The sequence below is a fragment of the [Clostridium] innocuum genome (genome assembly GCA_012317185.1).
GTDB lineage: Bacteria > Bacillota_I > Bacilli_A > Erysipelotrichales > Erysipelotrichaceae > Clostridium_AQ > Clostridium_AQ innocuum.
Window position 1 is genome coordinate 1,776,416 of record CP048838.1, and the last position, 25,032, is coordinate 1,801,447.

Below are 25,032 nucleotides of genomic sequence, written 5' to 3' on the forward strand. Positions count from 1 at the left end.
GCAAAAGAAAAAAGACGCTTCATGATTTCAAGTTCTTTCTAATTTAGGGTGTTTGCGGACAGAGGAAATTCAGCTTCCATTGATAAAAGTGTTGAATCTCCTGTTTAAAGTTACCCAAATCGATTAAGAACCGATAGCAGATGAAACGCCTTTTTTTAATGCTGCTTGATAAATCGAAGTCCTACGAAATCCACCCGAATTTCAGGCATGCCTTATAGATACCGTCATCGACATTGCGCTCGGTAACGTAATCCGCCTTTTTCTTCAGCGCATCGCAGGCATTGCCCATAGCAATACTGAACCATGCATCATCAAACATAACCAGATCGTTATAATCATCCCCGAATACGACAACATCCTCCACAGGGCCGCCAAGGCGCTCCATCATATCCAGAATGCCTTCCTTCTTGCGGTCATGCTGAAACATCAGATACGTCTCGACAAAGCGAAGATTCCCCAGCGTATCCTTTTTCGTAAGTCTGTGCTCCTCCTCTTTGGGAACGGATATGTAAAGCTTATAAATATCCTTTACCTGATCAATGTCAAAGTCCGCATGGAATATGTAATTGGTTGGTTCCTTCCGCTCACCGCACTGCCGCAAGAAACGATCATCCACATCGTACACATCGATCGAATCATCCAGCATCACCAGTGCACCATAGCCCAGAGCGCGTGCTTCCTTATAAACTGCGATTGCCTTCTGCCGGTCTAGCGGTGTATTCATGATCAGCTCATCATTGATCACCAGACCATTCCCTCCGCAGCATACCATGTTATGCAAACCCGAAGCTTCCATAAAGCCCCTTGCTTTATAGTGTGCCCTTCCTGTGGCGATTGCGACAAAATGTCCGGCCTCCTGCAGACGATCCAGCGTCTTTTGGGCACTGGGAACGATTTTCTTCGTCTCATTATCCGTCAGCGTGCCGTCAATATCGAAAAACATATACTTCTTCTTCATGAATTCCATCCTCCTGTATCGTCTTTATCATAACGGCTATAAGGGAAATTGACAAGAAAAAACGATGCCGGGAAGCGATCGCATGCTGCAGGACTTCCCTTAATGGCAACTGCAGGCAGCCTGTTTTTCAGCGTCTGTTCATAATTATTCAGCTCATGCACAAGCTAAGTAAAGAGAAAAGGAGTTGTGTATATGAAAATCGGTTACGCCTGTATATGTCTTGACCCGCAATTTCATTTTGAAACCTGCATACAAAAATTCGCGACAGAAAGCCGGCTGCGCAATATTATCCGTGCAAATCTGGCAACGCTGCAAAAGCTGCTGGAATATAATGCAGGGCACAGCATCCGGATGTATCGTCTGTCCTCCGACCTGATTCCCTTTGGCTCCAGTCCGGTCAATACCATCCCCTGGCTGGAGGAATTCGCTGCGCAGTTTCAAAGCCTGGGGGACTATGTACGGGAGCACGGAATGCGTGTATCCCTGCATCCGGGTCAGTATTGCGTGATCAATTCACCGCGTGAGGAGGTTGTAACACGCAGTATCGATGAGCTACTGTATCATGCGTCCATTCTGGAAGCGATGGGATTGGATGCGACACACAAAATGATATTGCATGTCGGTGGCATCTATGGCGATAAGCAGCAGGCGATGCAGCGCTTTGCAAGGGTATACCGGCGTTTGGACCCCATCATTCAGAAGCATCTCATCATAGAAAATGATGATCGCTATTATACAATAGAGGATGTTTTGTATTTATCAGCGCAGCTTTCGATTCCTGTGGTATTCGATAATCTGCATCACGCCATACTTCCTCCTGCACTAGAGCGCTCACAGCTGGAATGGCTTTGGCTGGTAGCCGACACATGGAAAAAAGAGGACGGCATCATGAAAATACATTTTTGCCAGCAGGATGTGAAAAAGCGTAAGGGAGCTCATGCGATGCACATTGATGCCGATACATTTCTGGAATTTATCCGCGAGCGGGAAGGGCTGGATATGGATATCATGCTGGAGGTAAAGGATAAAAACATATCCGCAATCAAATGCAGGAATCTGTTAGAGAAAACGCTGCAGGATGCACAAGCGGAGTGGAAGCGATACCGGCTGTTGTTTTTACTCGACAGTACCCGCCTGTATGAGGTCTGGAATACGCTTATGCACAGCAGCTGTGGGATTCAAAGTCTTGATTTTTATCATGTATGCGAGGATATCGGCAGAAGAGTGCACACCGCTTCGGATGTTTTGCGTATGCTGCAGCATGTAATACAGAATATGGACTGGACACAGCGTACAGCCAATCTGCTGCTACGTGCTGTAACGGCATATGAAGCCCGGGAAAAAAGCCTGGAGCAGCTGCTGGACACCCTGCTTCGAGCGTGCGAGCGTGAACAACGGTATGACCTGTATGATGCGGTGCTGCTTCTGAAAACCTATGAGGTATAAAACCGTAAGGATGAGACATACTACCTATGACAGGAGGCTGGAATATGAATAAACTAGTACAGAAAGCAGCGTGTATCGCGCTTTTGGCTGCACTGATGGGCGGCTGCAGTATGAATGACAAGAAGGATGCAAATACGAAAACAAACGAGACCAAGGAAGCTGCGGAAAAAAGCGTAAAGGACGCCAAGAACAAGACGGAAGACAGCATTGATAATGTCATGAATTATTTCAAGGATAAAGGTCTGAAATATGAAAATTCCAAGGCGATCACCGATATTGACTTTGCGGCTTATGAGGGCAGAAGCTTTGATTACAACGGAAGCACCGGGTATTTGTATCGCGTGAAATCCAATGATGACAATATGAAAAAGGTCCTGAAGGAAGCAAAGGATAACGGCAAGGTGAAGGTCAGCATCAATAATAAGGAACAGGAATACGGTGCCAAGGTAAACGGTGATTTCCTATTCCTCTACGATACCAATGCAGACTGGAATGATGTTGTCACGGCATTCCCGAATTATACCTATGCAGGTACGGGGACAACCGGAACCAACGGAACAAATGGTGTAAGCGAGCCCTCCAATCCGGGGACTACGAAGAATGCGAATGAGCAGAACAGCAATGTCAATACACCAAATGATGCCAAAAACGGAATGGAAGACTAAACAGCTTACATAGAAAAGCGGATGCACCTCATTGTGAATCTGCTTTTTTTATACAGCCATCGTATGAATCTTTCAAAGATAGGGTAGGGAAGCTCACTTGCAGTAATAGCATGCATTTTTTTATATAGGACAGCGTATAGGGTAAGCCGCTATGCTGATGATATTGCTGTGTTCCCATATTTTTATAGATAAATTGCATTGTTACATGTATAATGTAACAATAGGGCATATCATAAAGACATCAAGAAAGGATGTGCCTTATGATGAGTGATAGAAAACTGGCAACAATGATGTTGAATGCTGTATGGAATGAGGATGTCAGAGGTCTGCGTCGCGTACTTCGCATGGGAGCGGATCCAAACTGGATATTCAATGGATATCCGATTCTGATTCATGCTGTTTTCACAAGAAATGAAAAAATTATGATGCTGCTGATCAAGGCAGGGGCCGTGCAGGTTGAGGAGGCACTGGGCTTTGCACTGGATCGCTGTGTGGGAGAGATGATATTTCCGCTGGCATTTCTGGGAATCGTGCCAAAGGAGGAAGAGGTCAAGGAGGAATTCGGACCTTACCCGTCCCGGTACTGTCCGCTCGATTATCCGCTGCCCGCACGAGCATAGACGGGAGGAATTATGAAACGATGTGCTGCCTGTATCCGTATGCTTCAGCTATTGCGTTCCCGCGGGTTTATGACACGCGAGGAGCTGGCACAGGAGCTGGATACCAATGTCAGAAATATTCTGGAATATCGCAAGGAGCTGGAGGAAGCGGGCTATGTGATCGAAGGGACCACTGGGAAATACGGCGGTTATCAGCTGAAATCGGGAACGCTTCTTCCGGTGGCGGGGCTGTATGAGGAGGAGCTGCGCTCCCTTCAGGAATCCAGACGCTATCTGGAAAGTCACCGTGACTTTCTGCCTTATGCAACATATTGCAGAGCAATTGATAAATTTCTGGCAACAACCACGCTGCAGGTGCGGGAAAGCGGCGTGTATGTGGAAGAGAGCGCGGATGTAACCGGTACAATGATATCGATGATACGCATCTGTGAGCAGGGAAGAGATGCCCTTTTTGCGGTGGAGCTGCAGTATAAAAGTCTTCATGCTTCTGATTTTGAAACCATCGTCATTCAGCCCTATGAGATCATTAATGTAAAGGGCAGCTATTATTGTCTTGCATATTCGCTGAAGGCCAGAGCTTATCGAAACTTCAAATTCAGTGAGGAGCGTATGCGGAATGTGCGGCTGACCAGACGTCCGTTTGTACGGGATGCGGACTTTCATATCCGTGATTATATCGGGAAGACAGGATTGATCCGTGATGAAATCATCGAGCTGAAGCTGTATGTCTATGGAGAAAGCGCCCGCCTGATCAGTGAAAAAAAGCCCGGTATTTCTCCGGTGCTGGAATGGGTGGATGAGCAGACACTGTATCTGACCACCATGATGGAGGGAAGAATCAGTGCGCGTAATTTTCTGCTGTCGCTGGGAAACCAGTGCCAACTTGTCAGTCCGCAGGACCTGAAGCAGGAAATCCATGCGATTGCAAAAGATATGCTCGCTTTATATTCCTAATTTCTCTTACATCTGGTATAATTTTACCTGGAGAGTGAGTTGATACGCAATGCTGCATCTTACAGATATAAAGAAATATGAGCGCTGTCCCAGAGCCTTCTGGCTGTCACGGCGCCAAAAAAAGGAATTTGTTCCCTTTGTAAATTATAATGAAAGCATGAGCGAGCTGGTAAAGCAGCTGCTGATGATCCGCGAAGAGGATGCGTTCGTCGGAAAGGCGAATGACAGTGGGGAACTTGCATTACAGGCGCTGCATGAGAAAAAAGTGCTCATCCACGCCCGCTTTGTCTATGAAGATTTAAGAATCAACGTACCGTTTCTGGTACAGGAGGATGGCAGGCGTATTCTTTATTTCACCTATCGCAGCTGTTTTCCCAAGGAGCATGAGGCTGTCCGTATGGCACAGTATCTGGCGGTGCTGGAAAAGCTGGGGGTCTCGATTGATGCAGTGTATGCCATTCATCTGAATGCGGCGTATGTCCGAGGAAAAGAGCTGGATGTCAGACAGCTGCTGATCGTTGATGAATATTTATACAACGGTAAGAACAAGGCGCACAAAACGATTCGGGAATTGCTGGATAAGCAGGAAATCGATTTGGATGCCATGCTGGAAAAGCTGCATGCCTGTGAGGCTATGGACGATATCCCCGTGAAGCGAAGTCATGTGTGTACACGCGGCGGCAAGTGTATGTATTATGACGACTGCTTCCCGGAAGAGCCGGCGGATGATTCCATTTTGAATCTGGTGCAGGCTGCTCAAAAATATGATATGCATGAGGAGGGGATCACCACCCTGCGGGATGCGGATATCGATCGAATCGAGGGAACACGTCATCAGTATGCGCAGATCATGGCGGCCCGCAATCACGGACTGTATGTGGATAAGGGAGCGCTGCGCTGCTGGAAGAAGGCACATATCCAGACACCGGTTTCCTATCTGGATTTTGAATGGGAAACCTATGCGTTTCCTCCGTATGAGGGTATGAAGCCCTTTGATGTCCTGGTTTTCCAGTATAGTCTGCATATTGAGGAGCAGCAGGAGCTGCGTCATGTCGGCTTTATCGGAGAGAGGGACTGCCGCAGGGCTTTCCTTGAGCATCTGCTTGCCCATATTCCGAAGACGGGAACGATTCTCGTCTATAATATGGAGGGGGCGGAAAAGCTGCGTCTGGTACAGCTGGCACAGCAGTTTCCGGAATATGAGGAGCGTTTGCGTGCTGTGTGGGAGCGTATGGTTGATCTGTCACTTCCGTTTTCAACCGGAAATGTCTATGATATCCGGATGGCAGGCTTTTACTCGCTGAAGAGGCTGGTACCTGTATTCTCTGATTACAGCTATCAGGATCTGGAAATTTCCTATGGTATGGATGCGGTTGAAAAATGGAGGGAATACTGTACGGCTGACGCAGAAAAAAAGCAGGAAATCTATGGGCAGCTGGAGCAATACTGTGCCATGGATACCTATGCTGAATATATCGTGTATCATGCCCTGGAGGATATGATGCGTGACTAAGCGACATATGGGAGCCTATTTGTGTGCCATGCTGTTATTTGGCACACTGGGCCTGTTTGTACGGCAGGCGCATGTCGCAGGTGATGTGCTGGCCTTTCTGCGAACGCTCATCGGTGCCGCGTTTCTGGGTGTTCTTCTTTTGCTTCAAAGACATCGCATACAGAAAATCGGTGGCAGGCAGCTGCTGTATGTACTGCTGTCTGCCGCCTTTCTGGGCTTTAACTGGGTCTTTCTGTTTGAAGCCTATGCCGCAGCTACGATTTCCATTGCAACGGTGATATATTATACAGCACCGCTGCTGGCGCTTCTGGCGGCGGTCTTCCTCTTTCATGAGTCTGTAACTTTGCGTATTGTATTGGGCATCGTACTGACGATGGGAGGCCTTTTGTGCATAACGCAGGTAACGGGCACTGCTGTGCAGCTCAAGGGAATACTGTTTGCGGCTGCCGCTGCACTGTGCTATGCGGGTGTGTTGCTTACAAATCAGTTCCTTCATGATATCGACGGTCTGTACTTTACCTTTTTGCAGCTGCTGTGCTCTGCAGGTATTCTGTTTGTTTATCTGCTGCTGGAAGGACGCATTCATCTGATACCAGAGCTTCCGGCAGCCTCATGGCCCTGGATCATGTGTATCGCCGTGGTGCATACCGGAGTTGCCTATGCGCTGTATTTTACTTCACTGCATCATCTTACCAGCTCGCAGGCAGCCGTTGGCAGCTACCTTGATCCCTGTATAGCGCTTCTATTGTCGATTTTTCTTCTGCGTGAGCCGTCCACCCTGATGCAGGGAATCGGAATTGCTGCCATAGTAGGCGGTATTATAATCAGTGATTCATCAGCATGAACCGTGTCTGGTGAATTTTTTTGTCAGCAGTCTTTCTGCCACTGCAGTTTCTTTGACAAAGGCTATACAGCGGGTGAAGACTGCCTGTGCTGTTCATAAGGGCTTTTCATCAAAGAGCTGCTGATACAGCTGCACAGTGAATACGGGCGGTACTGCCGTAACTTCAGGCAGATGTATCACCTGCAGAAGCAGGGACTTCCATGGACATAAGAGCCTTGTTTCCTATGAACGCTGTAATCCTCCGGACAAAGGCGGACAAGGGTCACAGGTATACTCTTTCAAATTCCGCCAAAGCTGTGGTACAATAAGCAAAAGGAAGTGAGCATATGCTGTATGATCTTTACCGGAAGCAAAAGACTTCCCCACAGAAAGCAATGGAAGGTCAGTTTCTGTTTGGCATATACAGGCTGGAGGAATGGAAGGGTCTTGTAGAAGCCTTCGGGTTTTCACCGGGGACCCTTGTGGAGCTGGATCACATGGATGAAAGCCGCACACTGCATAAGCTGGACAGCTATTACGGCTACTGCTTTGGCTTTGTACATCCGCTGAAAGTCCGCAAGGAAGCCGCAGCAGGTATAGGTTTATACTGCCGGCAAAGGGAAGTGATTCTAATCAGTGAGAATACGGATCAGCTGCTGGATTTTTTTCGACTGCTACAGCAGCTGCCGGCAGCACAGCTCAGTGCAGAGCATATTCTTTCGCTGTTTTTTGAATACCTTTTGAAGAAGCATAAGGAGGAGCACGATCAGCTCGAGGATTTGATTGAGGAGCTGGATAATGATATTCTGAATGATAATCTGCAAAATTTCAATCAGCGAATCACCGGAATCCGAAACAGGATTCGCTACCTGCTGCAATATGATGAGCAGTTCAGCGATGTATGCGAGGAGCTGCTGGAGGATGAAAACGACCTGTTTGCCCGAGAGCAGCTGCACCATCTTCGCATCTGTTCCGATCGGGTGGAACGACTGGGACAGCATACCCGCACCCTGCGCGATTACAGTGTGCAGGTTCGTGAATCCTATCAGGCGCAGGTGGATATCCGCTTGAATCGCATGATGTATATATTCACGATCGTTACAGTGATTTTCCTTCCGCTGACACTGATTGTCGGCTGGTACGGCATGAACTTCACAGGAATGCCGGAGCTGCATTGGAGGTATGGATATCCCTTTGTCATCATTCTTTCTCTTGTTTCCATCGGCATCTGTGTATGGTCTATTTACCGAAAACGGATACGAAAATAAGAGGGAGGCAGACATCACGGATAGCGTATGCGCGTCACTCTGGCTGTATTGCATAGGGGAAACGTATGAGGTGGGGCGGTATGTGTAAGGATTTAGACAGGCTTTGCAGGGGACAGGTCATGGATACTCATCGGTTGTCTGTTATAGGCCTTGTGGGACATCGGTAGAAACAACGATATAGAAATTACTGCCACTCATATATTTGTTTTCGCTCTTATCCAAGCTGTTTTAAAGATATAAAGCGGTGAAGGGTAACGAAACATAGGAAGGAATGTGTAAAAAATAGCGGAAATAAGTTGACAAAGGCTAACAAATTGCATATACTAAAGGAGAAGTTAGACAAATATAACAAGATTGTGGTACATTCCTTCTCACGTACTGTATTCTTTTTCCTCTATAACTTTACAACCCAATAATAATCAGCTCTGACTTCTATTTATAAAGGACGGTTCCTCGACCGTCCTTTTATCTGGAAGACGTGGAATTCAAATGGTGAATTCCACAATGCAACGCCCGATCAAATGCTTAACCAGACTCGTGAACTTTCTTTTGGACGCAGGACTCTATATTTCATTGTAAGATAGATACGCCTGCTTCCCGGAAGATATGGTGTAATTTTTAAAATAAAAGTTGACAAAGGCTAACACATGGTGTATTCTATAGGAGAAGTTAGATAAAACTAACAAGACTGCAGAGCGTTCCTTTCTCACGTGCTGCTGTATTGTATCCTCTATAACTTTACAACCAATACTATCATCTGACTTCTTTTCTGAAAGGCGGTTTCCTCGACCGTCTTTTTTTAGTCCCTTTAAGAAACCATGCAGGCAGCCAGACGGGATTAGCATCCTGTCTTATCTCTGGGACAGGCAAGTGTAAGGGCTATCTTAAAAAACATCATCAAAAACACGTAAAATCCGATGGGAGAAGCCGTAAAAGTATGGTAAGATTATAGCGCAAGTGAGGAGTGTGTATTGCTATGGCTTTTTTACCAACGACCAGAGAGGAAATGCTGGAGCAGGGATTCGAGAGTGTTGATTTTGTTTATGTGAGCGGAGATGCCTATGTGGATCATCCGTCCTTCGGCTGTGCAATTATAACGAGAACATTGCAGGCATACGGCTACAGCTGTGCTATTCTGCCGCAGCCCGACTGGCACAACGATGAGGAATTTACACAATTCGGTGAGCCGCGTCTGGGGTTTCTTGTATCTGCCGGAAATATTGATTCCATGGTGAATCATTATTCTGTCAATAAGCGAAGAAGAGATAAGGATTCCTACAGTGATGAGGGAGTTATGGGAAAGCGGCCGGATCGCCCGACCATTGTCTATACGCAGATATTAAAGCGTCTGTTTCCGCATAAGCCGGTTCTGATTGGCGGTATTGAGGCAAGTCTGCGGCGTCTTTCCCATTATGATTACTGGGATGATAAGGTGCGCAGAAGCATCCTCATCGATTCACAGGCTGATTTATTGATGTATGGGATGGGAGAAAACACCATCATCGAGGTTGCCGATGCATTAAACAGCGGATTGCGGGCAGAGGATCTCTGCTATATCCGGGGAACCTGCTGGAAAACCAAAGCTCTGGAATACCTGAGCGATTATGTGCTGCTGCCCTCCTATGAAGCGGTGTGTGCAGATAAGCATACGTATGCAAAGAGCTTTCACATACAGCATGAAAACATTGATGCCATCGCAGCCAGTGTGCTGGTGGAGCCGTATGACGGCTGGTATGTCGTACAGAATCAGCCTCCGCTGCCGCTGACGCAGGAGGAAATGGATTTCACCTATTCGCTGCCCTACGAGCGCACCTATCATCCTCGCTATACATATATTCCTGCGATTGAAGAGGTACAGTTTTCCATTGTCAGTAACCGCGGCTGTTTCGGCTCCTGCGCTTTCTGTGCCATTACGCATCATCAGGGACGCGTGATTTCCACAAGAAGCAGGGATTCCATCGTCGATGAAGCGAAGCGTATTACGGAAATGCCGAATTTCAAGGGCTATATTCATGATGTCGGAGGACCGACTGCCAATTTTTCAAGAGAAGCCTGCGATAAGCAGCGGGAATACGGCGCGTGTAAGAATCGGGAGTGTCTGTTTCCCAAGGGCTGTGCAAATCTGAAGGTGGATCACAGCCGCTATCTGGAAATTCTTCGGGCAGTGCGCGCACTTCCAAGAGTGAAAAAGGTGTTTATCCGTTCCGGTATCCGCTATGATTACCTGATGTATGATAAAAATGATGAGTTCTTCGATGAGCTTGTACAGCATCATATCAGCGGACAGCTGAAGGTGGCTCCTGAGCATATCAATGCGGCAGTGCTGGATAAAATGGGGAAGCCGAGAAAAGAGCTGTATCTGAAATTTGTGGATAAATTCAAGCAGAAGAATGAGCAGTTCAACAGGAATCAGTTCATTGTTCCCTATCTTATGAGCTCTCATCCCGGCAGTGATCTGCAGGCGGCGATCGAGCTTGCCTGCTATCTGAAAAAAATCCACTATACGCCGAAGCAGGTTCAGGATTTCTATCCGACTCCGGGGACACCGGCAACCTGTATGTATTATACCGGTCTGGATCCGAAGACGATGCGTCCGGTTTATGTTGCACGAAGCTATGAGGAAAAAGCGATGCAGCGGGCACTGATGCAGTTTACCTATCCGCAAAATTATGATCTTGTCTACAAGGCGCTGAAGACAGCCGGCCGTATGGATCTGGTGGGGAATTCACCGAAATGTCTGATACCGTATCGCAAGGGGCATACCGGAAATAAGTTTGCAGGAGGAAGACAGAAGGAGCAGCACAGAAAGCCCTATGCAAATAAAGCTTCGAAACCGCAGCGAGGGGGGAAACGCTCATGAAAATCTTTCGTGAGGTACTCGTGATCTTCGGACTGTATTATGTCGGAGAGCTGATCAGTACGACGTTGTCCCTGCCGCTTCCCGGAAGTCTGGTCGGTATGATTCTGCTGTTTGCGCTGCTGCAGCTGCATATTGTTGAGCTGGAACAGATCGCGACGGTTTCCGATTTTCTACTGGGACATCTGCCGTTTTTCTTCCTTCCTGCCGGTGTGGCGCTGATGGCCAGCTTTTCTGCAATGAAGGGCTTATGGATCTGGATGCTGGTCATCTGTCTTGTGACAACGATCATCACGATGGGCTGCAGCGGGCGTATCATCCAGCATATGATGGAAAGGAAATCAAAGCCATGAAAGAGCTGCTGAAAAATCCGATGTTCGGCATCCTGCTTTCGCTGGCAGCCTTTGAGGCAGGACTCTTGCTGCAAAAGAAGACAAAGCTGATTTTCCTCAATCCGCTGCTTACCGCCATCATGATGGTCATCGCCATGCTCATGATGAGTGGAATCGGGCTGGAAACGTATCAGCTGGGCGGTGATATCATTTCCTTGTTTCTTGGTCCTGCCACCGTGGTTCTGGCTGTTCCGCTGTATCAGCAGGTGCACAGCCTGAAAAACTATTTTGTTCCGATCATGGTAGGTATCGTCTGTGGAATTGCTGTCGGACTGGTATCCACGCTGCTGTGTGCCTGGCTTGTACGGATGGAGCCTGCCATCATTGCCAGTCTCGTGCCGAAATCCATTACAACGCCGATCGGCATGGAGCTGAGTGTTGAACTGGGCGGTATTCAGGCAATTACCGTACTTGCTATTCTGGTCACCGGAATCATCGGTGCCGTTGTGGCTGAATTTGTTTTCCGTGTTTTTCGCATCGAGCATCCGATTGCGCGGGGAATTGCACTGGGCTGCAGTGCCCATGCGATCGGAACCAGCAAGGCTTTGCAGCTGGGGCATGTGGAAGGCGCAATGAGCTCTCTTGCGATCGGTGTATGCGGAATTCTCACGGTTTTTCTCGCACCGCCGGTATGGCGTCTGGTATCCGCTTTACTATAATTCCATAACTGCATTGCATATGTATAAAAGGCAGGCACACGCATAGTTCGCGAGCCTGTCTTTTTCGTATCGGTATGCTTATATGGGAGGAATATTCAGCTCTTCACTGATTTCAAGCAGTAATCTGCAGTCACGATTATGCAGTGTGCCATCAATGGGAAGTGCAAGCAGCCTTTGGAATGCACATACATTTTCTGTAAAGGAGGCATTGCTTTGGCTCTTGTTATAGGCCTTCAATACCTTCCTTAGCAGCATCTCCATGTCCGATTCCTTCAGCTGTTCACATAAGGCAGGGGGCTCACGCTTCAGAATATCAGCATCCTGCAGGCTGTGGTACAGGTGTTTTGCTTCCTTTTTCAATACCTGCTGCCATTCCGCTTTGGAAGCAGCTGTCCTGCTGCTTTGGCACTGGGCGAGCCAGGCATACAGAAGCGATTTTCCAAGAAACAGCTTCAGTATTTCATAGCTGCCATTTGTCTCTTGCAGCAGCAGCTCCCATGCATCCCATGGCAGAAGCTGTGAAGGCTCCTTTGGCAAAGCATTTACAAGCGCCTGCAGTGCGCGCTTCCTGCTGTTGATTTTATCCTTGGCTGCGGCACTGTCTGCACCGCCGGCTTCTATATGAAGCTGGTTGTACAGCGCAGCTTCGCTTATCTCCTGCTCATCTGTTGCACATACGGGAACACAGGTCTGAAGAAAACGCTGCCACTGTTCTTGCTCGTGTGTCGTGGAAGAGGCTGTCCCGCAGGCAGCACTCGACATAGAGCAGGACATATGCTTCTCAAAAACCTCCTCAGCGATTTTATATACGCGCTGATGAAGGAGAAGCCAGGGCGGCAGGAACGCCGGATTCGTCTCCCTTGAAAGCTGCATCCAGATATCCTCCGCGCGCTGACGGAGCAGCTCCGCCGGCAAGGTAGGATTCAGATAGCGCAGAGCATACAGGAAGGCTTCAAAGGAAAACGACGGTTTGTTTTTTTCATGCAGCTTGTGCAATGATTGTAGCATTGGCTGAGTCTGTATATGCAGCTTTGGCATCATATAAACGATGAGCTCACTGTGTACACACGGATACAGGGGCAGGACGATATGAGCGGCATGGAAGTGCTTTGCACGGATATCGATTTCATATCCGGCAGTCTGTGTTTCGTCCACATACAATGGGATTTCAGGTGTTCTTCCATCCTCTTTTGTCATGAAGAAATCTTCATAGACAAGAACGCTGTTGTGCTTCATTGTAATGCGGAGCATGGCATTCGGTATATTGAAAAGTCCCAGACCACAGGTGGCATGGATCTGTAACGTACCTGTTGCGATAGTATCACCCCCTACTTTACGGTATGTGAATGCAAAGAAACGGCATGGTGGTTTCGCCTACATCTTTATGTGAATTATGGGATGATTGCATGGAATTATGGATTTCAAAGTACAGCTGTTGACCATCCAGGGCTTCCGTATTATAGTATGTGTAAATATTTCATGCAGGGAATATGAAAGGCAAAGGTACGTGCTTTTATAACAAATGAGGAAGTGATTGCTCATGTACTTCGCTGCAAAATAGCAGTCTCATGGATACGATAAATCCTTTGTGCACAAAGGAACTGCGCATGAAAGAAAAGGCGAAGCACAGGATGATGAAGCACTCGATCATCCGTTTTTATAAAGCGTATGGTGTTACACAGACTACATTTGAAGAAGACACAGCCGGCAGGCTGAGCGACTTGTTTATCGAGCAGACAGGAAGCTCCACCAGACTCTTTATTTCAAAAGCTCAAAGAACGCCGGATTACGGAATTGCGGATTCCTGGCGGCTGCCGGGGTCCTGCATCAGGAGGTGCAAACATGAATAAACAAAAGAAACCCTTATATTTTTATTATCTGCTGATACTGATTGTCATTGTTGCGGGAAACATGCTGTTTTCCGCAATGGAACAGAGTCGAATCAAGGATGTCAGCTACAATACCTTTATTAAACAGACAGAACAGAAAAAAATCGACAAGGTGGAAATCGGTGATCAAAGCATCAGCTATACGCTGAAAAAGGATGAGAAGACGATTTATCAGACGGAAACGATGGAAACGGATACCGCGCTGTCTCAGCGGCTGTATGATGCCGGGGCAACCTTTACAAGAGTACACACGAAGGAAATGAATCCCTGGCTGTCCTTCCTGATAACGGGTATCCTGCCGATTATTCTGCTGTTCTGGTTCGGTAACCACATGTTTAAGAAGATGCAGAAGAAAATGGGCGGTGATGCCATGAGCTTTGGGGGAGGCGGCTTAGGCGGCTTTGGAAAGAGCGATGCGAAAATATATGTAAAATCACAGACAGGGAAAACCTTTCTGGATGTGGCTGGACAGGAGGAAGCCAAGGCTGCGCTGCAGGAAATGGTGGAATTTCTCAAAAGTCCCCAACGCTATACCCAGATTGGTGCACAGATGCCAAAGGGAGCTCTGCTTGTCGGGCCTCCGGGTACCGGGAAGACACTGCTTGCGAAAGCGGTGGCAGGGGAAGCAAATGTACCGTTTTTCTCAATCAGCGGTTCGGAATTTGTCGAGATGTTTGTCGGGCGCGGAGCTGCCAGAGTCCGTGATCTGTTCAAACAAGCCAGAGAAAAGGCACCGTGTATCGTGTTTATTGATGAAATCGACACCATAGGAAAGAAGCGGGATGGTGCAGGTGTGGGTGGTAATGATGAACGGGAACAGACGCTGAATCAGCTGCTGGCGGAAATGGACGGCTTTGACGGAAGTACCGGCGTCATCCTTCTAGCTGCTACCAATCGCCCGGAATCTCTGGATCAGGCACTGCTTCGTCCGGGACGCTTTGACCGGCGCATACCGGTGGATTTACCGGATCTTGCCGGGCGTCAGGCCATTTTGCAGGTACACGCCAAGGATGTTCGCATGGGCAAGAATATTGACTTTCGTGCAATCGCAAGAGCGACTGCCGGTGCGAGCGGTGCGGAGCTGGCCAATATTATCAATGAAGCTGCCCTGCTTGCGGTCAAGGATAACCGGACACAGGTCATCCAAAAGGATTTGGAGGACAGCGTGGAAACGGTGATCGCCGGATATGAACGTAAAAACGCTGTCATATCAACCAAGGAAAAGCTGATTGTATCCTATCATGAAATCGGCCACGCACTGGTTGCGGCCAAAGCGAAAAACAGTATGCCGGTAACGAAAATCACGATCGTACCGCGAACAAGCGGTGCACTTGGCTATACCCTGCAGGTTCCGGAGGAGGAAAGTAACCTGATCACCAAGGAGGAGGCATTCACCAAAATCATGACCTGCTGCGGCGGACGTGCTGCAGAGGATCTGGTGTTCCATTCCATCACCAGTGGAGCCAGCAATGATATCGAGCAGGCAACCAAGATTGCCAGAAGCATGATCACGCGTCTGGGAATGAGTGAAACCTTCGGGATGACAGCACTGGAAACTGTGAATAATAAATATCTGGGCGGCGATACCTCGCTTGCCTGCAGCGATCAGACAGCAACCCGTGTCGATGAAGAGGTCGTCAGGCTGATACAGCAGGCCTATGAGGAAGCACGCCGTATTCTGGAGGAGAACAAGGAGAAGCTGCATGAGCTGGCAAAATTCCTGTATGAGCGTGAAACGATAACAGGAGAGCAGTTTATGGAAATCGTCAATCGCGTTCCTCAGCTCGAAACAGCACAGAATTTGTAGAAAGAAAGCGAAAAGCAGCGCTTTCTTTTGCGTTATGAAAGGCGTGCTGTGCTATAATAGAGTATGTAAATACATGAAGCAAGCACAAGGAGGGTTCTATGCCAAATATTATTACACATAAGATTTTTGCGGAAGAAGTGCTGAAGAGCATGACCAAGCACGATATCCGTTCCATGATAGAGCGTCATCCGCAGATATTCTATATCGGCAGCAATGGTCCTGATTTCCTGTTCTTTTCTCATATCAAACCATGGGAATCCTATAAAAGTCATGCGCTGAACAGGCTGGGCAGTGCCATGCATGCACATGGTATCAATGCGTTTTATGAAACAGCAATCGAATGCATCCGTGCACAGAAGCATGAGGATGTAAAGGAGCTGATGAGTGTTTATCTGTTTGGTCACCTGTGTCACTGGGCGCTGGATAAGACGACACATCCCTATATTTTCTATCGTACAGGGAACTGCCGGGGTGTCAGTGCAGGTCTGCATCACCGCTTTGAGTCTATGATGGATACCATGATGCTGGAAAAATACCGCGGCTTGAGTATCCGGGATTATCCGTGCTATGAAATCTGTGCATATGATGAGGATATTCTGAAGGCGATCGCCCGCATATACGTACCAGCTGCACGCAAGGTTTATCACCATGAGGTTAAGGTACACGATATCAGGGAAACCCTGAACTCCTGGTATGATGTACAGAAGCTGCTGTATGATCCTGCAAATATCAAATATCCGCTGTTAAAGGGCTTTGAGACGCTTGCACGCAAGCCCTGGGCTGTCAGCGGCAACGTTGTCCGTCCGTCTGTGGATGAGCGCTATGATGTATTGAACGAAGAGCATGCGATCTGGAAGCATCCGTGTGATGATACGATCACATCCAACGCTTCTTTTATTGATATGTTCAACGAGGCAATTGAAACGGCTGTTCGTGTAGTTGACAAGGCATACGGCTGTATAGAATACGGAGCTGACAGTCAATCTGTGCTCGAGCTTCTGCAGGATGCCGCCTACGATACCGGAATGGACGGCAAGCGGGATATGAAGTATTTCGATATTATCTATGACTGATGTAATTGCTGGTAAGGGGCATGTCCATGGTGCTATACATACGACATGCTCTTTTCTATAGGAGAGCTGTCAAAGATTGTGCATATACTGAAGGAAGAGAGGAGAATGTACTATGAAGCTGTTTGATTTGCATGCGGACATCGGATACGATGTCATGCAGAAGAAGCACACGGAAACAGATATACTGAACCGCTTTCATCTGCAGAAGTTTTTAGAGGGTGAGGTTTCTTATATCGGTATGGCATCCTTTTTTGAGGGAAGTGAAACGTGGGACTATATGCAGGATATGGTTTTGTCCCTGAAAAAGGAAATCGAGCATTGCGAGATGATCGATTTGGTGCTTTGTGGTGAGGATTTAATTGAAAACGGACATATCAAGGCAATACTGACTGTGGAGGGAATGTGCGGTATCAAGGAGCATGCCAGAGAAAAAATCGAGTGGCTGTATGCGCAGGGTGTACGCATTGCCTCCTTTTGCTGGAACGAGGAAAATCTGCTGGCAACCGGCGTAAAGGGGAATCCGGAGCATGGCCTTCATCCGCTTGGGGAAGAGGCACTGCAGGCAATGATTGACTGCAATATGCTGGTGGATGTATCCCATGCCAATGAGCGAACCTTCTGGGATATTATGGCACATCCCTCAGCACGAGTTATCGCCACGCATTCCAATGCGAGAGCGTTGTGTGATCATCCACGGAATCTTTGGGACGATCAGATTATCGCTATCGCAAAGCGGGGGGGAATCATCGGTATGAACAGTGCACCGGCGTTTGTTCATGAGCGTCCTGAAAAACGCGATATCCCTCATCTGGTTGCTCATATGCACTATATAAAGCAGCTGGCAGGAATCGAAGCACTGGCACTGGGGCTTGATTATATGGATTTCTATGAGGGCTGTGAGGAGCTGCATACAAAAAATCTGGAGGATTGTTCAAAGAGCCAGCGTTTGATTGAGGGAATGCTGACCCGGAATTTCAGTGAGGAAGAGGTAAGATTGATTGCCAGTGAGAATGCTCTGCGTAAGCTGAAAGAGGTTTTGTAAAGAAAGTAAAAAAAAGTTTTGGGCGCCCCTGAGCGCTTTTTTTTATCCTTTCAACTGCTTGAAGTCCTTTGTTTCTCATCGTATGCAAGGCTTGCGTCACATAAGAATAACACGATAAATACTATGCTTGCTCGTAATGGTACTTGTTTTTATATAAGAGAAAAAGTATAATAAACACGACTTTTGTAAAATATTGTATTTGCGGTTGGAATACCGTTTAACATTATGCAAAGGGAATGATGGAAATCGTGAAAATGGCGGGATAAGGGATTTCAGGAGGATGATGGTTATGGTTAGAGGTATGAAACGTCTGATGGCATTTTTCGTAGTATTTACACTTTTGTTTCAAATGACAGATATGCCGCTGCATGCGGAAAACAGCAGGGATGTCAGTGCTTTACTGACAGTTAAGGAAGCGTATATTGAACAAAATCATAAGGATGTTGTGGAAAACAGCATGTTGACAGATACCGATCCGGTATCTGTATCTGTTAATTTTAAGGTGCCCGTTTTAGGAGACGGATTGACAGAAGAGGATTCTTATGTAAGAAAAGGAGATACTGCTGTAATTGAGCTTGCAACGAAGTATAAGCTGGCAGATACAGCTTCTCCAAGCTTTGCTCTGACAAGAAAGGTTGAGGAAAACGGCGGCAGCAGAGAAGTTAAAATCGGATTGCTTCGCATTGTTACAGACACGGATGCGAATAAAGTATATGCCCATATCGTTTTTGACGGTGATGATGAGGTGTTTGATGGACAGCCCATAGCCGGGGGAGGCGCCTGGTCAAATGTCAATTGTAAATTCTCAACAACTCTGGAATATAACGGTACAGGAGATGGCGCCAAGCCTGGAGAACATGCTGTAACCATTTTGGGAAAAAGCTTTTCTGTAAAGGTGCCGGAACCGCCTGTTATTATGACTATGGAAAAAAGCGGAGCTGTTGAAGGAAAGTTTGTCAGCTGGAAGGTCAAAATAGATGCGCAACAGGCAGGAGCAGCTGCAGATTTTGGCGGCTATGTATTTCAGGATAATCTGAAAAGCGTTGGAAGCTATGTGGACAGATCCTTTAAAATCGGAACGGCAGAGGATGGCAGTGATGCTGTAGAAAGAGAGGTTTCCTATGAAGCTTCACTGCTGCAGCACACATTTCCGGAATCGGCAAAAGGGATTTGCTATGTGTTTTTCAAAACGGAAATCCCGGATGCAATTTATTATGCAAACAGCGAAAAAACGATAAGAAATACCGCTGTCATCCTAAAGGATGAGGGGCAGGTCAGTACATCCAGTGCCAGTGTGAACTATGATGGAACCTGGATAAAAAAGGAATTGAATGGAATTAACCATAAGGATGGAACGATATCATGGACGATTACAGCAAATCAGCCTGCTGCATCGTTAACGAATGCAGTCATTACGGACAAGCTGGATAGTAAATTGAACTGGCAGTCTGCAGCTTTGGAAATATATAATGGAACCTCCTGGGACGCAGGATCTGCTTCTTTTTCCAATGAACCGGCGGATGGAAAATATGAAATTGGTACTATAAATGCCAAGGTTCGACTGACAATCACGGCACAGCTCAAGGATAAATCGGAAATAGAGCATACCGTGGTATCGGTAAATAATAAAGCAACACTCAGCTGGGAAGGGAATACAGGAGTTGGCAGCAATTCTGTCTACAGCAGCATCGGATTCAATCCGATCACCAAGACGAAAGGAGCCTATGATGCGTCTGCACATACGGCGACCTGGAATGTGAACGTGGAGCAGTCCGATGTGAATGATGATTTACGTGTGCTGGAGCTGCTTGTGTATGATGCATCCTTTACCTGGGATGATGCTTATGAAATCACAGACAATACTGGAGCAGACTTAACGACAGTAAGCAAAGAGGTTGTAAAGAGCTTGACTCCCAGCTGTAATCAGCGGTATGTAAAGGATTCCTTTGCTACGGAAGCTGACAGTGCTGCTGTTCCTACACTTCATCATATCAAAAAGAATGGTACGGTGATTGCGGATGTTCTGGTCGTCACAGGGACAGATGTTAACGGGCTGGCTGTGGATAAACATAATCAGAGCTTCTCTTATAAATCACAGGTTACCAATCCGAATATTTATTTAAGTAATGATAATCAGAGCGGAAACAGTGTGAAAAATACAGCTTTTCTTTATAGTGGCAATAAACTTGTGAATCAGGCAAATGCAACTGTCAGCTGTCCGAATACCATACTGTTAAAGGATGCTTTGACAGCTGTGGATGGTGCAAAGGATTTGACGAATGCTGACAATGTTAATAAACAGGCCTCAGCTGCTGATAAGCTGTATAATTATAAAGATGGCTCTGCTGTTTTCCGCCTTCAGGTCAATGCAAGCGATTTGAAGGATATGACCAATGATGTAACAACTGTCGACGGCGAACAACTGGGAGATGTTACCGTGAAGGATATCCTTCCGAAGGGATGGGAGTTTCAGAATATCACAGCGGATAAAAAGTTTTTGATATATGAAGGGGTATCCGCGAACGGAAAAGTTACGGCGAAAACACTTGTTGAACCGGATTATATTACCAGTGATTTCACGAAAGCAGGAGAAGCTGCATTCACCTTTTCCTCATTGCAGAAGCCATATGTGATCCTGTTGAAGGCAGGACCGAATGAGCAGACGGCAAAGGGATATTTCGATAAGAATCAAAAGATTAGTCTTGAGAATGCTGCTTCCCTGACCGCAGAGCATATGACTGCGGAAAAGCATGTAAAGCAAAGCATACAGATAAAAAGCACCACAATATCCAAAACAAAGCAGCGACCTGACAATGGAATTCTGCAATGGAAAATCACCTACAATCCCTATATGCAGAAATATGGGAATGCGCTTATTCAGGATACCTTGTCTGAGGGAATCGAGCTGCGGATGAAATCTGATGGAGCTCTGGATATGGATGAACAAAACATAGCCATACAAGAGCTGGATATGGAAGCAGACGGTACCCTGAAGGCAGGGAAACCACTGAAGGATACAGCAAAATACATACGATATAATCCTGTAAACAGAACCTTGTATTTTACAATCCCTGATGAACAGAAAGTCTATCAGCTGATTTATCTGACCGATATAACAGGGGATTATCAAAGTACGCTATCCAATCACGCTATCCTTGCTTCCGGTCATACAGAAGAATCCGGAGTTACCGTGAATGACCAGGTTTATCGCTCAGATGCCCAATCTACAATGCAGCGCAGCGGCTGGCTGGAAATCACCAAGGTCAATGAGAAAAATATTCCTTTGGAAGGAGCGGAATTTACCGTATTCAGTAAGGAAAATGATGCTGTCATTCGAAAGGGAGTCACCCCGGTGAGTGGTGTTTTGACAATCCGGGGTCTGCCGATTGGAAGCTATTATATGAAAGAGACAAAAGCACCTGATAATTACCTGCTGTCACCGGTTGTTTATCAGATTGAGGTCATAAAGGAAGACGTATCCGTTCTTACAAAGATCAATGGAAGTAAAAACACGCTAACCCTGGTCAATACACAGGAGGGAACGAGCGGTGATTTAAAGATACGCAAGGAGCTGAAAGGAAATGATACTGATTCTGATTTGGAATTCAAATTCAGAATTCAGGCAGGTAAGCTAAACAAGGAAGTAGCCTATCTTGGAGAGGGAGGAAAAAAAGACGGCACGCTTGTCTTTACGGATGGTAAAGCGGAATTTACCTTATGCGGAGGGCAGAGTATACAGCTGGTGAATCTGCCAAAGGATACAGATTATACGATTGAGGAACAGGAATATCAGGAATTGGGGTATCAGATTGAAAAACAGAATGATAAAGGAACGATCAAAGCAGACGTGCTGCAGGAAGCGGTCTTTACCAATATTCGAAACAAGGTGTTATCGCCTGTATATTATCAGATGAATGTACATATTTCATTAGATGGACAAAAGCCGCAGAACGGGCAGTTCCGGTTTCAGCTGAAGGATGAGATGGGGGGAGTGCTGCAGACAGTGAAAAATGATGGCGGTGTGATTAAATTAAAGGAATTGAAATTCAGCAGTCCGGGTGTTTACACCTATCAAATTACACAGATGACCAATGCTGTGGATACGATTCGATACGATGAGGGCTTGTACACCGTTATCATCACCGTCATTGAGAAGGATGGTCTTCTTACAGTGGAGAGTGTTGTATGGGAAAAGGACGGGAAATCCTACGAATCAGATACACCGCTGTTTTCAAATACGACATCACAGGAGGAAACACCACAACAGCCGATTGCACCGGATGAATCACAGGAAGATGCAACATTGGATACAGAAGAGAAGGAAACACTTCCTGAGAAAGAGCCGGTAAAGACAAAGGAGCAGCAAACAGGGGATAAGAACAAAGGAGCAGTAAAGCATGAAAAGAAAAAGGCGACAGCTGAAACCTATGACAGCACGCATATGACATTATGGCTTTTGACTGCTTCTGTATCTTTTGCCTTGCTGGGAATCATCAAACTGTATGGGATGCGGAAAAAAAGCTAGATTATATCCTGCAACCACACGAACTATCACCAGCATCAAAAAAGAGGAAACTATGATACGGAATCAATCAACGCTGTTATAGTATTTAGATTGATGATTTCCACAGAGGAACGACGCAGCAATCTGCATATGACTGCTGCAAAATGATATAATTTAGATTCATGCATCTGAAACGAGCGATTGCAGTAGCTTCGGGAATGAAATGGATATGGTTATTCAGCGTTTCCTGCTTCAATGAAGCAGCAGACACCTCTCTTATAAAGGAAAACAGAGTATATGTCTGATGATGTAATCTTTACGGAAATATAAAAAAAGGGAGATTCTTCTGTTGATGTAAATCAACGGATGCGATATCTCCCTTTCCTTCCTGTTTGAATATTATACGTGCTGCTCTGCTTTCATGCTTTTCACCTTTGCATTAAGCAATCGCTGCGCAGCTGCCGGATCATTCACATCCATAACACACGCTTCCATCGGACACATACCGGTTTTGGTACGGTTGATGATATAGGGAACCTGTTCGTCATAGGTTACTGGTATGTTGTACAGCTGGAAAATTTCCAGGGCATGCGTGGAAATGACACAGGCATGTACCTGATGTACATCTCCGCGGACCATTAACAGCGCTGCTGCTTTGCCAATAACTTTGTCAACCAGCTGGGCACCCTGCAGATGTCCCTGATCCAGCAAATGCAGGATGGGAAGGATGCCGTTCGCATGTTCCTTGTACAGCCGCTGCTTCTGCAATACGACACAGGTAAGCTCCTCCGCTTTCAGAATTCTAATGAGTTCATCCATGATTTTCTCCTTTTGTTGTAAAAAAACAGGTCATTTTCCTTGCTTTTTCAATAAAATCGTGAAAATGAAACTGTATGAAAAAAGACGATATGCATCATCGCCCTTACAATACTAGTCTATCACAAATCCATGGAAAATGTAAGCCTGTTAAATCTAATTTTTTTGCGTATAATAAAGGTATACAAACAAGGAGGGATTTTATATGAAAGTCCAGATCTACGGAAAAAACATTACAGTAACTCCAGCGATTGCTGAAAAAATCGAGAAGAAATTAAACCATCTCGAAAAGTATTTCATAATTGATGAAAACGTAGTCGCTAATGTGGTGGTGCGGGTGTATCCGAATAAACAGAAAATCGAGGTTACGATCCCTACAAAATTTGCAGTATTGCGTGCAGAGGTTGTACAGGACGATTTATATGCAGCTATCGATTTGGCGATTGATAAATTAGAGGATCAGATTCGTCGTCAGAAAACAAGACTGACAAGAAAAAATAAAGAGAAACTGGCATATGCGTTCATTGAAGAAGAGGAAATTGAGGAAGAATTTGACGATACCGATAATGAACTGGTTCGTACAAAATCACTGGTTCCGGATACCATGGAGCTGGATGAGGCAATCATGCGTATGGAAATGCTGAACCACAGCTTCTTCATTTACCGTGATGATGAAACCAAGGAAATTGCGGTTGTCTATAAGCGTCATGACGGCGGTTACGGATTGATTGAAACAGAATAATAGAAATCAAAAGGCGATGTGCTACCGGCGCATCGCCTGTTTCTATGCTGAAGGAGATTATACACATAATTCACTGTTGTATCACAATGCATTTCACACGATGAGGCTTTCAATTGTAAACGTACCGGATCAGCGAGTGAGATGCTGATGGTGTTATCATTATCACTGGTCTGCGGTATTCATGGGAGGAACCGCTACCTACAGCTTTAAGAAAGAGACAATTACACGATAGAGAAAGTGTGTAACACATATTATGTACAGCGGATAGGGTAGATGTGAGCTCTGCATAAATCGATTGATAAGCTATGATACGCAACAAAAATATAAAATTAAGATGTAAGCCGGCTTTGACAGTTTGTGATAATGTTAACTCTTTTGCAACTTCGGGTTGATTTCATCCACTTTCTATCCATTGTTATCAACTGGCATTTTATTTATAATGGGAATGTAGAAAGGTTGTGATCATATGGAGATGACGCTTGGAGGCAGAATTCAGACACTGCGAAAGCAAAGAGGAATTACACAGGAGGAGCTGGCCAAGGCTATGCAGGTATCGACACAGGCAGTATCCAAATGCACCAAAGGCGCGCAGAGCGGGAATGCGGTGGAACACCGGATGCCATGCTGTTACCGCGGCTGGCAGATTATTTCAATGTTTCAGTTGATTATTTGTTTGGAAGAGGAAAACAGGAGCCGGAAAGACTAAGTGATCTTGTCTTTCAGAAGCTGAAGGGGCTAAAGCGAAGCAAGCAGCTGGAGCTTGCGTTTGAAATCTGCTATATGATGGAAAATGCAATCGGTAAGATTCCGCATCATGAGGCACTTCCCAATCAGGAAAACTTTATGATGCAGGAGGGCGCAGACCCCCTGCTGTATCAGGTTTTGCATGATGATGTATATTCCTGCATGCGTCTGAATGAGGAATTTCATTATTTTTTATATGTACCGCAGCCGTCCTGTGGTTTTTTACATGCACTTCCCGCACAGGAGGAATTCGAGGAGCT

At 46.3% G+C, this 25,032-nt stretch carries 20 protein-coding genes; 17 read left to right on the forward strand and 3 right to left on the reverse strand.

The window, feature by feature from the left end:
* Positions 1-181: 181 nt before the first annotated feature.
* Entirely contained in the window at positions 182-958 is a 777-nt protein-coding gene (locus G4D54_08525; GenBank protein QJA02462.1) for an HAD family phosphatase, read from the reverse strand.
* 192 nt (positions 959-1,150) lie between these two features.
* Between G4D54_08525 and uvsE the strand changes: the two genes are divergently transcribed.
* The 10 genes from uvsE to G4D54_08575 all read left to right on the forward strand — a co-directional run bounded on the left by uvsE (position 1,151) and on the right by G4D54_08575 (position 12,155).
* Positions 1,151-2,404 (forward strand): UV DNA damage repair endonuclease UvsE, encoded by a 1,254-nt coding sequence (uvsE, locus tag G4D54_08530; protein QJA02463.1) that lies wholly within the window; start codon positions 1,151-1,153, stop codon positions 2,402-2,404.
* A 44-nt stretch (positions 2,405-2,448) separates the two neighbouring features.
* Positions 2,449-3,069, forward strand: a complete 621-nt coding sequence (locus tag G4D54_08535; GenBank protein QJA02464.1) for a hypothetical protein — start codon at positions 2,449-2,451, stop codon at positions 3,067-3,069.
* Positions 3,070-3,329: 260 nt separating this feature from the next.
* Positions 3,330-3,689, forward strand: a complete 360-nt coding sequence (locus G4D54_08540; protein ID QJA02465.1) for a hypothetical protein — start codon at positions 3,330-3,332, stop codon at positions 3,687-3,689.
* A 12-nt stretch (positions 3,690-3,701) separates the two neighbouring features.
* Positions 3,702-4,643, forward strand: coding sequence for a transcriptional regulator (locus tag G4D54_08545; protein QJA02466.1), 942 nt, complete (start codon positions 3,702-3,704; stop codon positions 4,641-4,643).
* A gap of 49 nt (positions 4,644-4,692) precedes the next feature.
* On the forward strand, positions 4,693-6,156 hold the full coding sequence (locus tag G4D54_08550; protein ID QJA02467.1) for a DUF2779 domain-containing protein: 1,464 nt from the start codon (positions 4,693-4,695) through the stop codon (positions 6,154-6,156).
* A complete protein-coding gene (locus G4D54_08555; protein QJA02468.1) occupies positions 6,149-7,000 on the forward strand; it encodes a DMT family transporter in 852 nt (283 codons plus the stop codon). Before G4D54_08550 ends, G4D54_08555 begins: the two co-directional genes overlap by 8 nt.
* A gap of 326 nt (positions 7,001-7,326) precedes the next feature.
* Positions 7,327-8,247 carry a magnesium transporter gene (locus tag G4D54_08560; GenBank protein ID QJA02469.1) on the forward strand — a complete coding sequence of 307 codons (921 nt, stop codon included), beginning with the start codon at positions 7,327-7,329 and terminating at the stop codon, positions 8,245-8,247.
* A gap of 976 nt (positions 8,248-9,223) precedes the next feature.
* On the forward strand, positions 9,224-11,107 hold the full coding sequence (locus tag G4D54_08565) for a YgiQ family radical SAM protein (protein QJA02470.1): 1,884 nt from the start codon (positions 9,224-9,226) through the stop codon (positions 11,105-11,107).
* Positions 11,104-11,457, forward strand: coding sequence for a CidA/LrgA family protein (locus G4D54_08570; protein ID QJA02471.1), 354 nt, complete (start codon positions 11,104-11,106; stop codon positions 11,455-11,457). Before G4D54_08565 ends, G4D54_08570 begins: the two co-directional genes overlap by 4 nt.
* Positions 11,454-12,155, forward strand: coding sequence for an LrgB family protein (locus G4D54_08575; GenBank protein QJA02472.1), 702 nt, complete (start codon positions 11,454-11,456; stop codon positions 12,153-12,155). The genes G4D54_08570 and G4D54_08575 overlap by 4 nt, the downstream gene beginning before the upstream one ends.
* Positions 12,156-12,233: 78 nt before the next feature.
* Here G4D54_08575 and G4D54_08580 read toward each other — a convergent pair whose 3' ends face one another.
* The gene (locus G4D54_08580; GenBank protein QJA02473.1) at positions 12,234-13,391 is read right to left on the reverse strand and encodes a hypothetical protein; all 1,158 of its coding nucleotides are present in this window, start codon (positions 13,389-13,391) and stop codon (positions 12,234-12,236) included.
* Positions 13,392-13,762: 371 nt separating this feature from the next.
* Here G4D54_08580 and G4D54_08585 point away from each other — a divergent pair, with 371 nt between their 5' ends.
* The 5 genes from G4D54_08585 to G4D54_08605 all read left to right on the forward strand — a co-directional run bounded on the left by G4D54_08585 (position 13,763) and on the right by G4D54_08605 (position 22,491).
* Positions 13,763-14,005, forward strand: a complete 243-nt coding sequence (locus G4D54_08585) for a hypothetical protein (protein QJA02474.1) — start codon at positions 13,763-13,765, stop codon at positions 14,003-14,005.
* On the forward strand, positions 13,998-15,851 hold the full coding sequence (gene hflB, locus G4D54_08590) for an ATP-dependent zinc metalloprotease FtsH (GenBank protein ID QJA02475.1): 1,854 nt from the start codon (positions 13,998-14,000) through the stop codon (positions 15,849-15,851). Before G4D54_08585 ends, hflB begins: the two co-directional genes overlap by 8 nt.
* Before the next feature lie 98 nt (positions 15,852-15,949).
* Positions 15,950-16,924, forward strand: coding sequence for a zinc dependent phospholipase C family protein (locus G4D54_08595; GenBank protein ID QJA02476.1), 975 nt, complete (start codon positions 15,950-15,952; stop codon positions 16,922-16,924).
* Positions 16,925-17,036: 112 nt separating this feature from the next.
* Complete coding sequence (locus tag G4D54_08600; protein QJA02477.1) at positions 17,037-17,966, forward strand: peptidase; 930 nt, start codon at positions 17,037-17,039, stop codon at positions 17,964-17,966.
* Positions 17,967-18,255: 289 nt separating this feature from the next.
* Positions 18,256-22,491: a pilus assembly protein gene (locus G4D54_08605; protein ID QJA02478.1), complete on the forward strand. Its 4,236-nt coding sequence runs from the start codon at positions 18,256-18,258 to the stop codon at positions 22,489-22,491.
* A gap of 378 nt (positions 22,492-22,869) precedes the next feature.
* On the opposite strand, the gene G4D54_08610 is transcribed toward G4D54_08605, so the two are convergent.
* Complete coding sequence (locus G4D54_08610) at positions 22,870-23,289, reverse strand: DUF1893 domain-containing protein (GenBank protein ID QJA02479.1); 420 nt, start codon at positions 23,287-23,289, stop codon at positions 22,870-22,872.
* 202 nt (positions 23,290-23,491) lie between these two features.
* Here G4D54_08610 and raiA point away from each other — a divergent pair, with 202 nt between their 5' ends.
* Together raiA and G4D54_08620 are read left to right on the forward strand one after the other, a co-directional pair.
* Positions 23,492-24,028: a ribosome-associated translation inhibitor RaiA gene (gene raiA, locus G4D54_08615; protein QJA02480.1), complete on the forward strand. Its 537-nt coding sequence runs from the start codon at positions 23,492-23,494 to the stop codon at positions 24,026-24,028.
* 472 nt (positions 24,029-24,500) lie between these two features.
* Positions 24,501-24,734 carry a helix-turn-helix transcriptional regulator gene (locus tag G4D54_08620; GenBank protein QJA05179.1) on the forward strand — a complete coding sequence of 78 codons (234 nt, stop codon included), beginning with the start codon at positions 24,501-24,503 and terminating at the stop codon, positions 24,732-24,734.
* The last annotated feature ends 298 nt before the right edge of the window (positions 24,735-25,032 follow it).

Excerpts from the sequence above, each read along its gene's own strand:
- G4D54_08610 (QJA02479.1), bottom strand. The coding sequence starts at position 23,289 with ATGGATGAACTCATTAGAATTCTGAAAGCGGAGGAGCTTACCTGTGTC.
- G4D54_08525 (QJA02462.1), bottom strand. The coding sequence starts at position 958 with ATGAAGAAGAAGTATATGTTTTTCGATATTGACGGCACGCTGACGGAT.
- G4D54_08535 (QJA02464.1), top strand. The coding sequence starts at position 2,449 with ATGAATAAACTAGTACAGAAAGCAGCGTGTATCGCGCTTTTGGCTGCA.
- G4D54_08580 (QJA02473.1), bottom strand. The coding sequence starts at position 13,391 with ATGAAGCACAACAGCGTTCTTGTCTATGAAGATTTCTTCATGACAAAA.
- G4D54_08570 (QJA02471.1), top strand. The coding sequence starts at position 11,104 with ATGAAAATCTTTCGTGAGGTACTCGTGATCTTCGGACTGTATTATGTC.
- hflB (QJA02475.1), top strand. The coding sequence starts at position 13,998 with ATGAATAAACAAAAGAAACCCTTATATTTTTATTATCTGCTGATACTG.
- G4D54_08620 (QJA05179.1), top strand. The coding sequence starts at position 24,501 with ATGACGCTTGGAGGCAGAATTCAGACACTGCGAAAGCAAAGAGGAATT.
- G4D54_08585 (QJA02474.1), top strand. The coding sequence starts at position 13,763 with ATGAAAGAAAAGGCGAAGCACAGGATGATGAAGCACTCGATCATCCGT.
- uvsE (QJA02463.1), top strand. The coding sequence starts at position 1,151 with ATGAAAATCGGTTACGCCTGTATATGTCTTGACCCGCAATTTCATTTT.
- G4D54_08600 (QJA02477.1), top strand. The coding sequence starts at position 17,037 with ATGAAGCTGTTTGATTTGCATGCGGACATCGGATACGATGTCATGCAG.
- G4D54_08545 (QJA02466.1), top strand. The coding sequence starts at position 3,702 with ATGAAACGATGTGCTGCCTGTATCCGTATGCTTCAGCTATTGCGTTCC.
- G4D54_08560 (QJA02469.1), top strand. The coding sequence starts at position 7,327 with ATGCTGTATGATCTTTACCGGAAGCAAAAGACTTCCCCACAGAAAGCA.
- G4D54_08575 (QJA02472.1), top strand. The coding sequence starts at position 11,454 with ATGAAAGAGCTGCTGAAAAATCCGATGTTCGGCATCCTGCTTTCGCTG.
- G4D54_08565 (QJA02470.1), top strand. The coding sequence starts at position 9,224 with ATGGCTTTTTTACCAACGACCAGAGAGGAAATGCTGGAGCAGGGATTC.
- G4D54_08540 (QJA02465.1), top strand. The coding sequence starts at position 3,330 with ATGATGAGTGATAGAAAACTGGCAACAATGATGTTGAATGCTGTATGG.
- raiA (QJA02480.1), top strand. The coding sequence starts at position 23,492 with ATGAAAGTCCAGATCTACGGAAAAAACATTACAGTAACTCCAGCGATT.
- G4D54_08550 (QJA02467.1), top strand. The coding sequence starts at position 4,693 with ATGCTGCATCTTACAGATATAAAGAAATATGAGCGCTGTCCCAGAGCC.
- G4D54_08605 (QJA02478.1), top strand. The coding sequence starts at position 18,256 with ATGGTTAGAGGTATGAAACGTCTGATGGCATTTTTCGTAGTATTTACA.
- G4D54_08595 (QJA02476.1), top strand. The coding sequence starts at position 15,950 with ATGCCAAATATTATTACACATAAGATTTTTGCGGAAGAAGTGCTGAAG.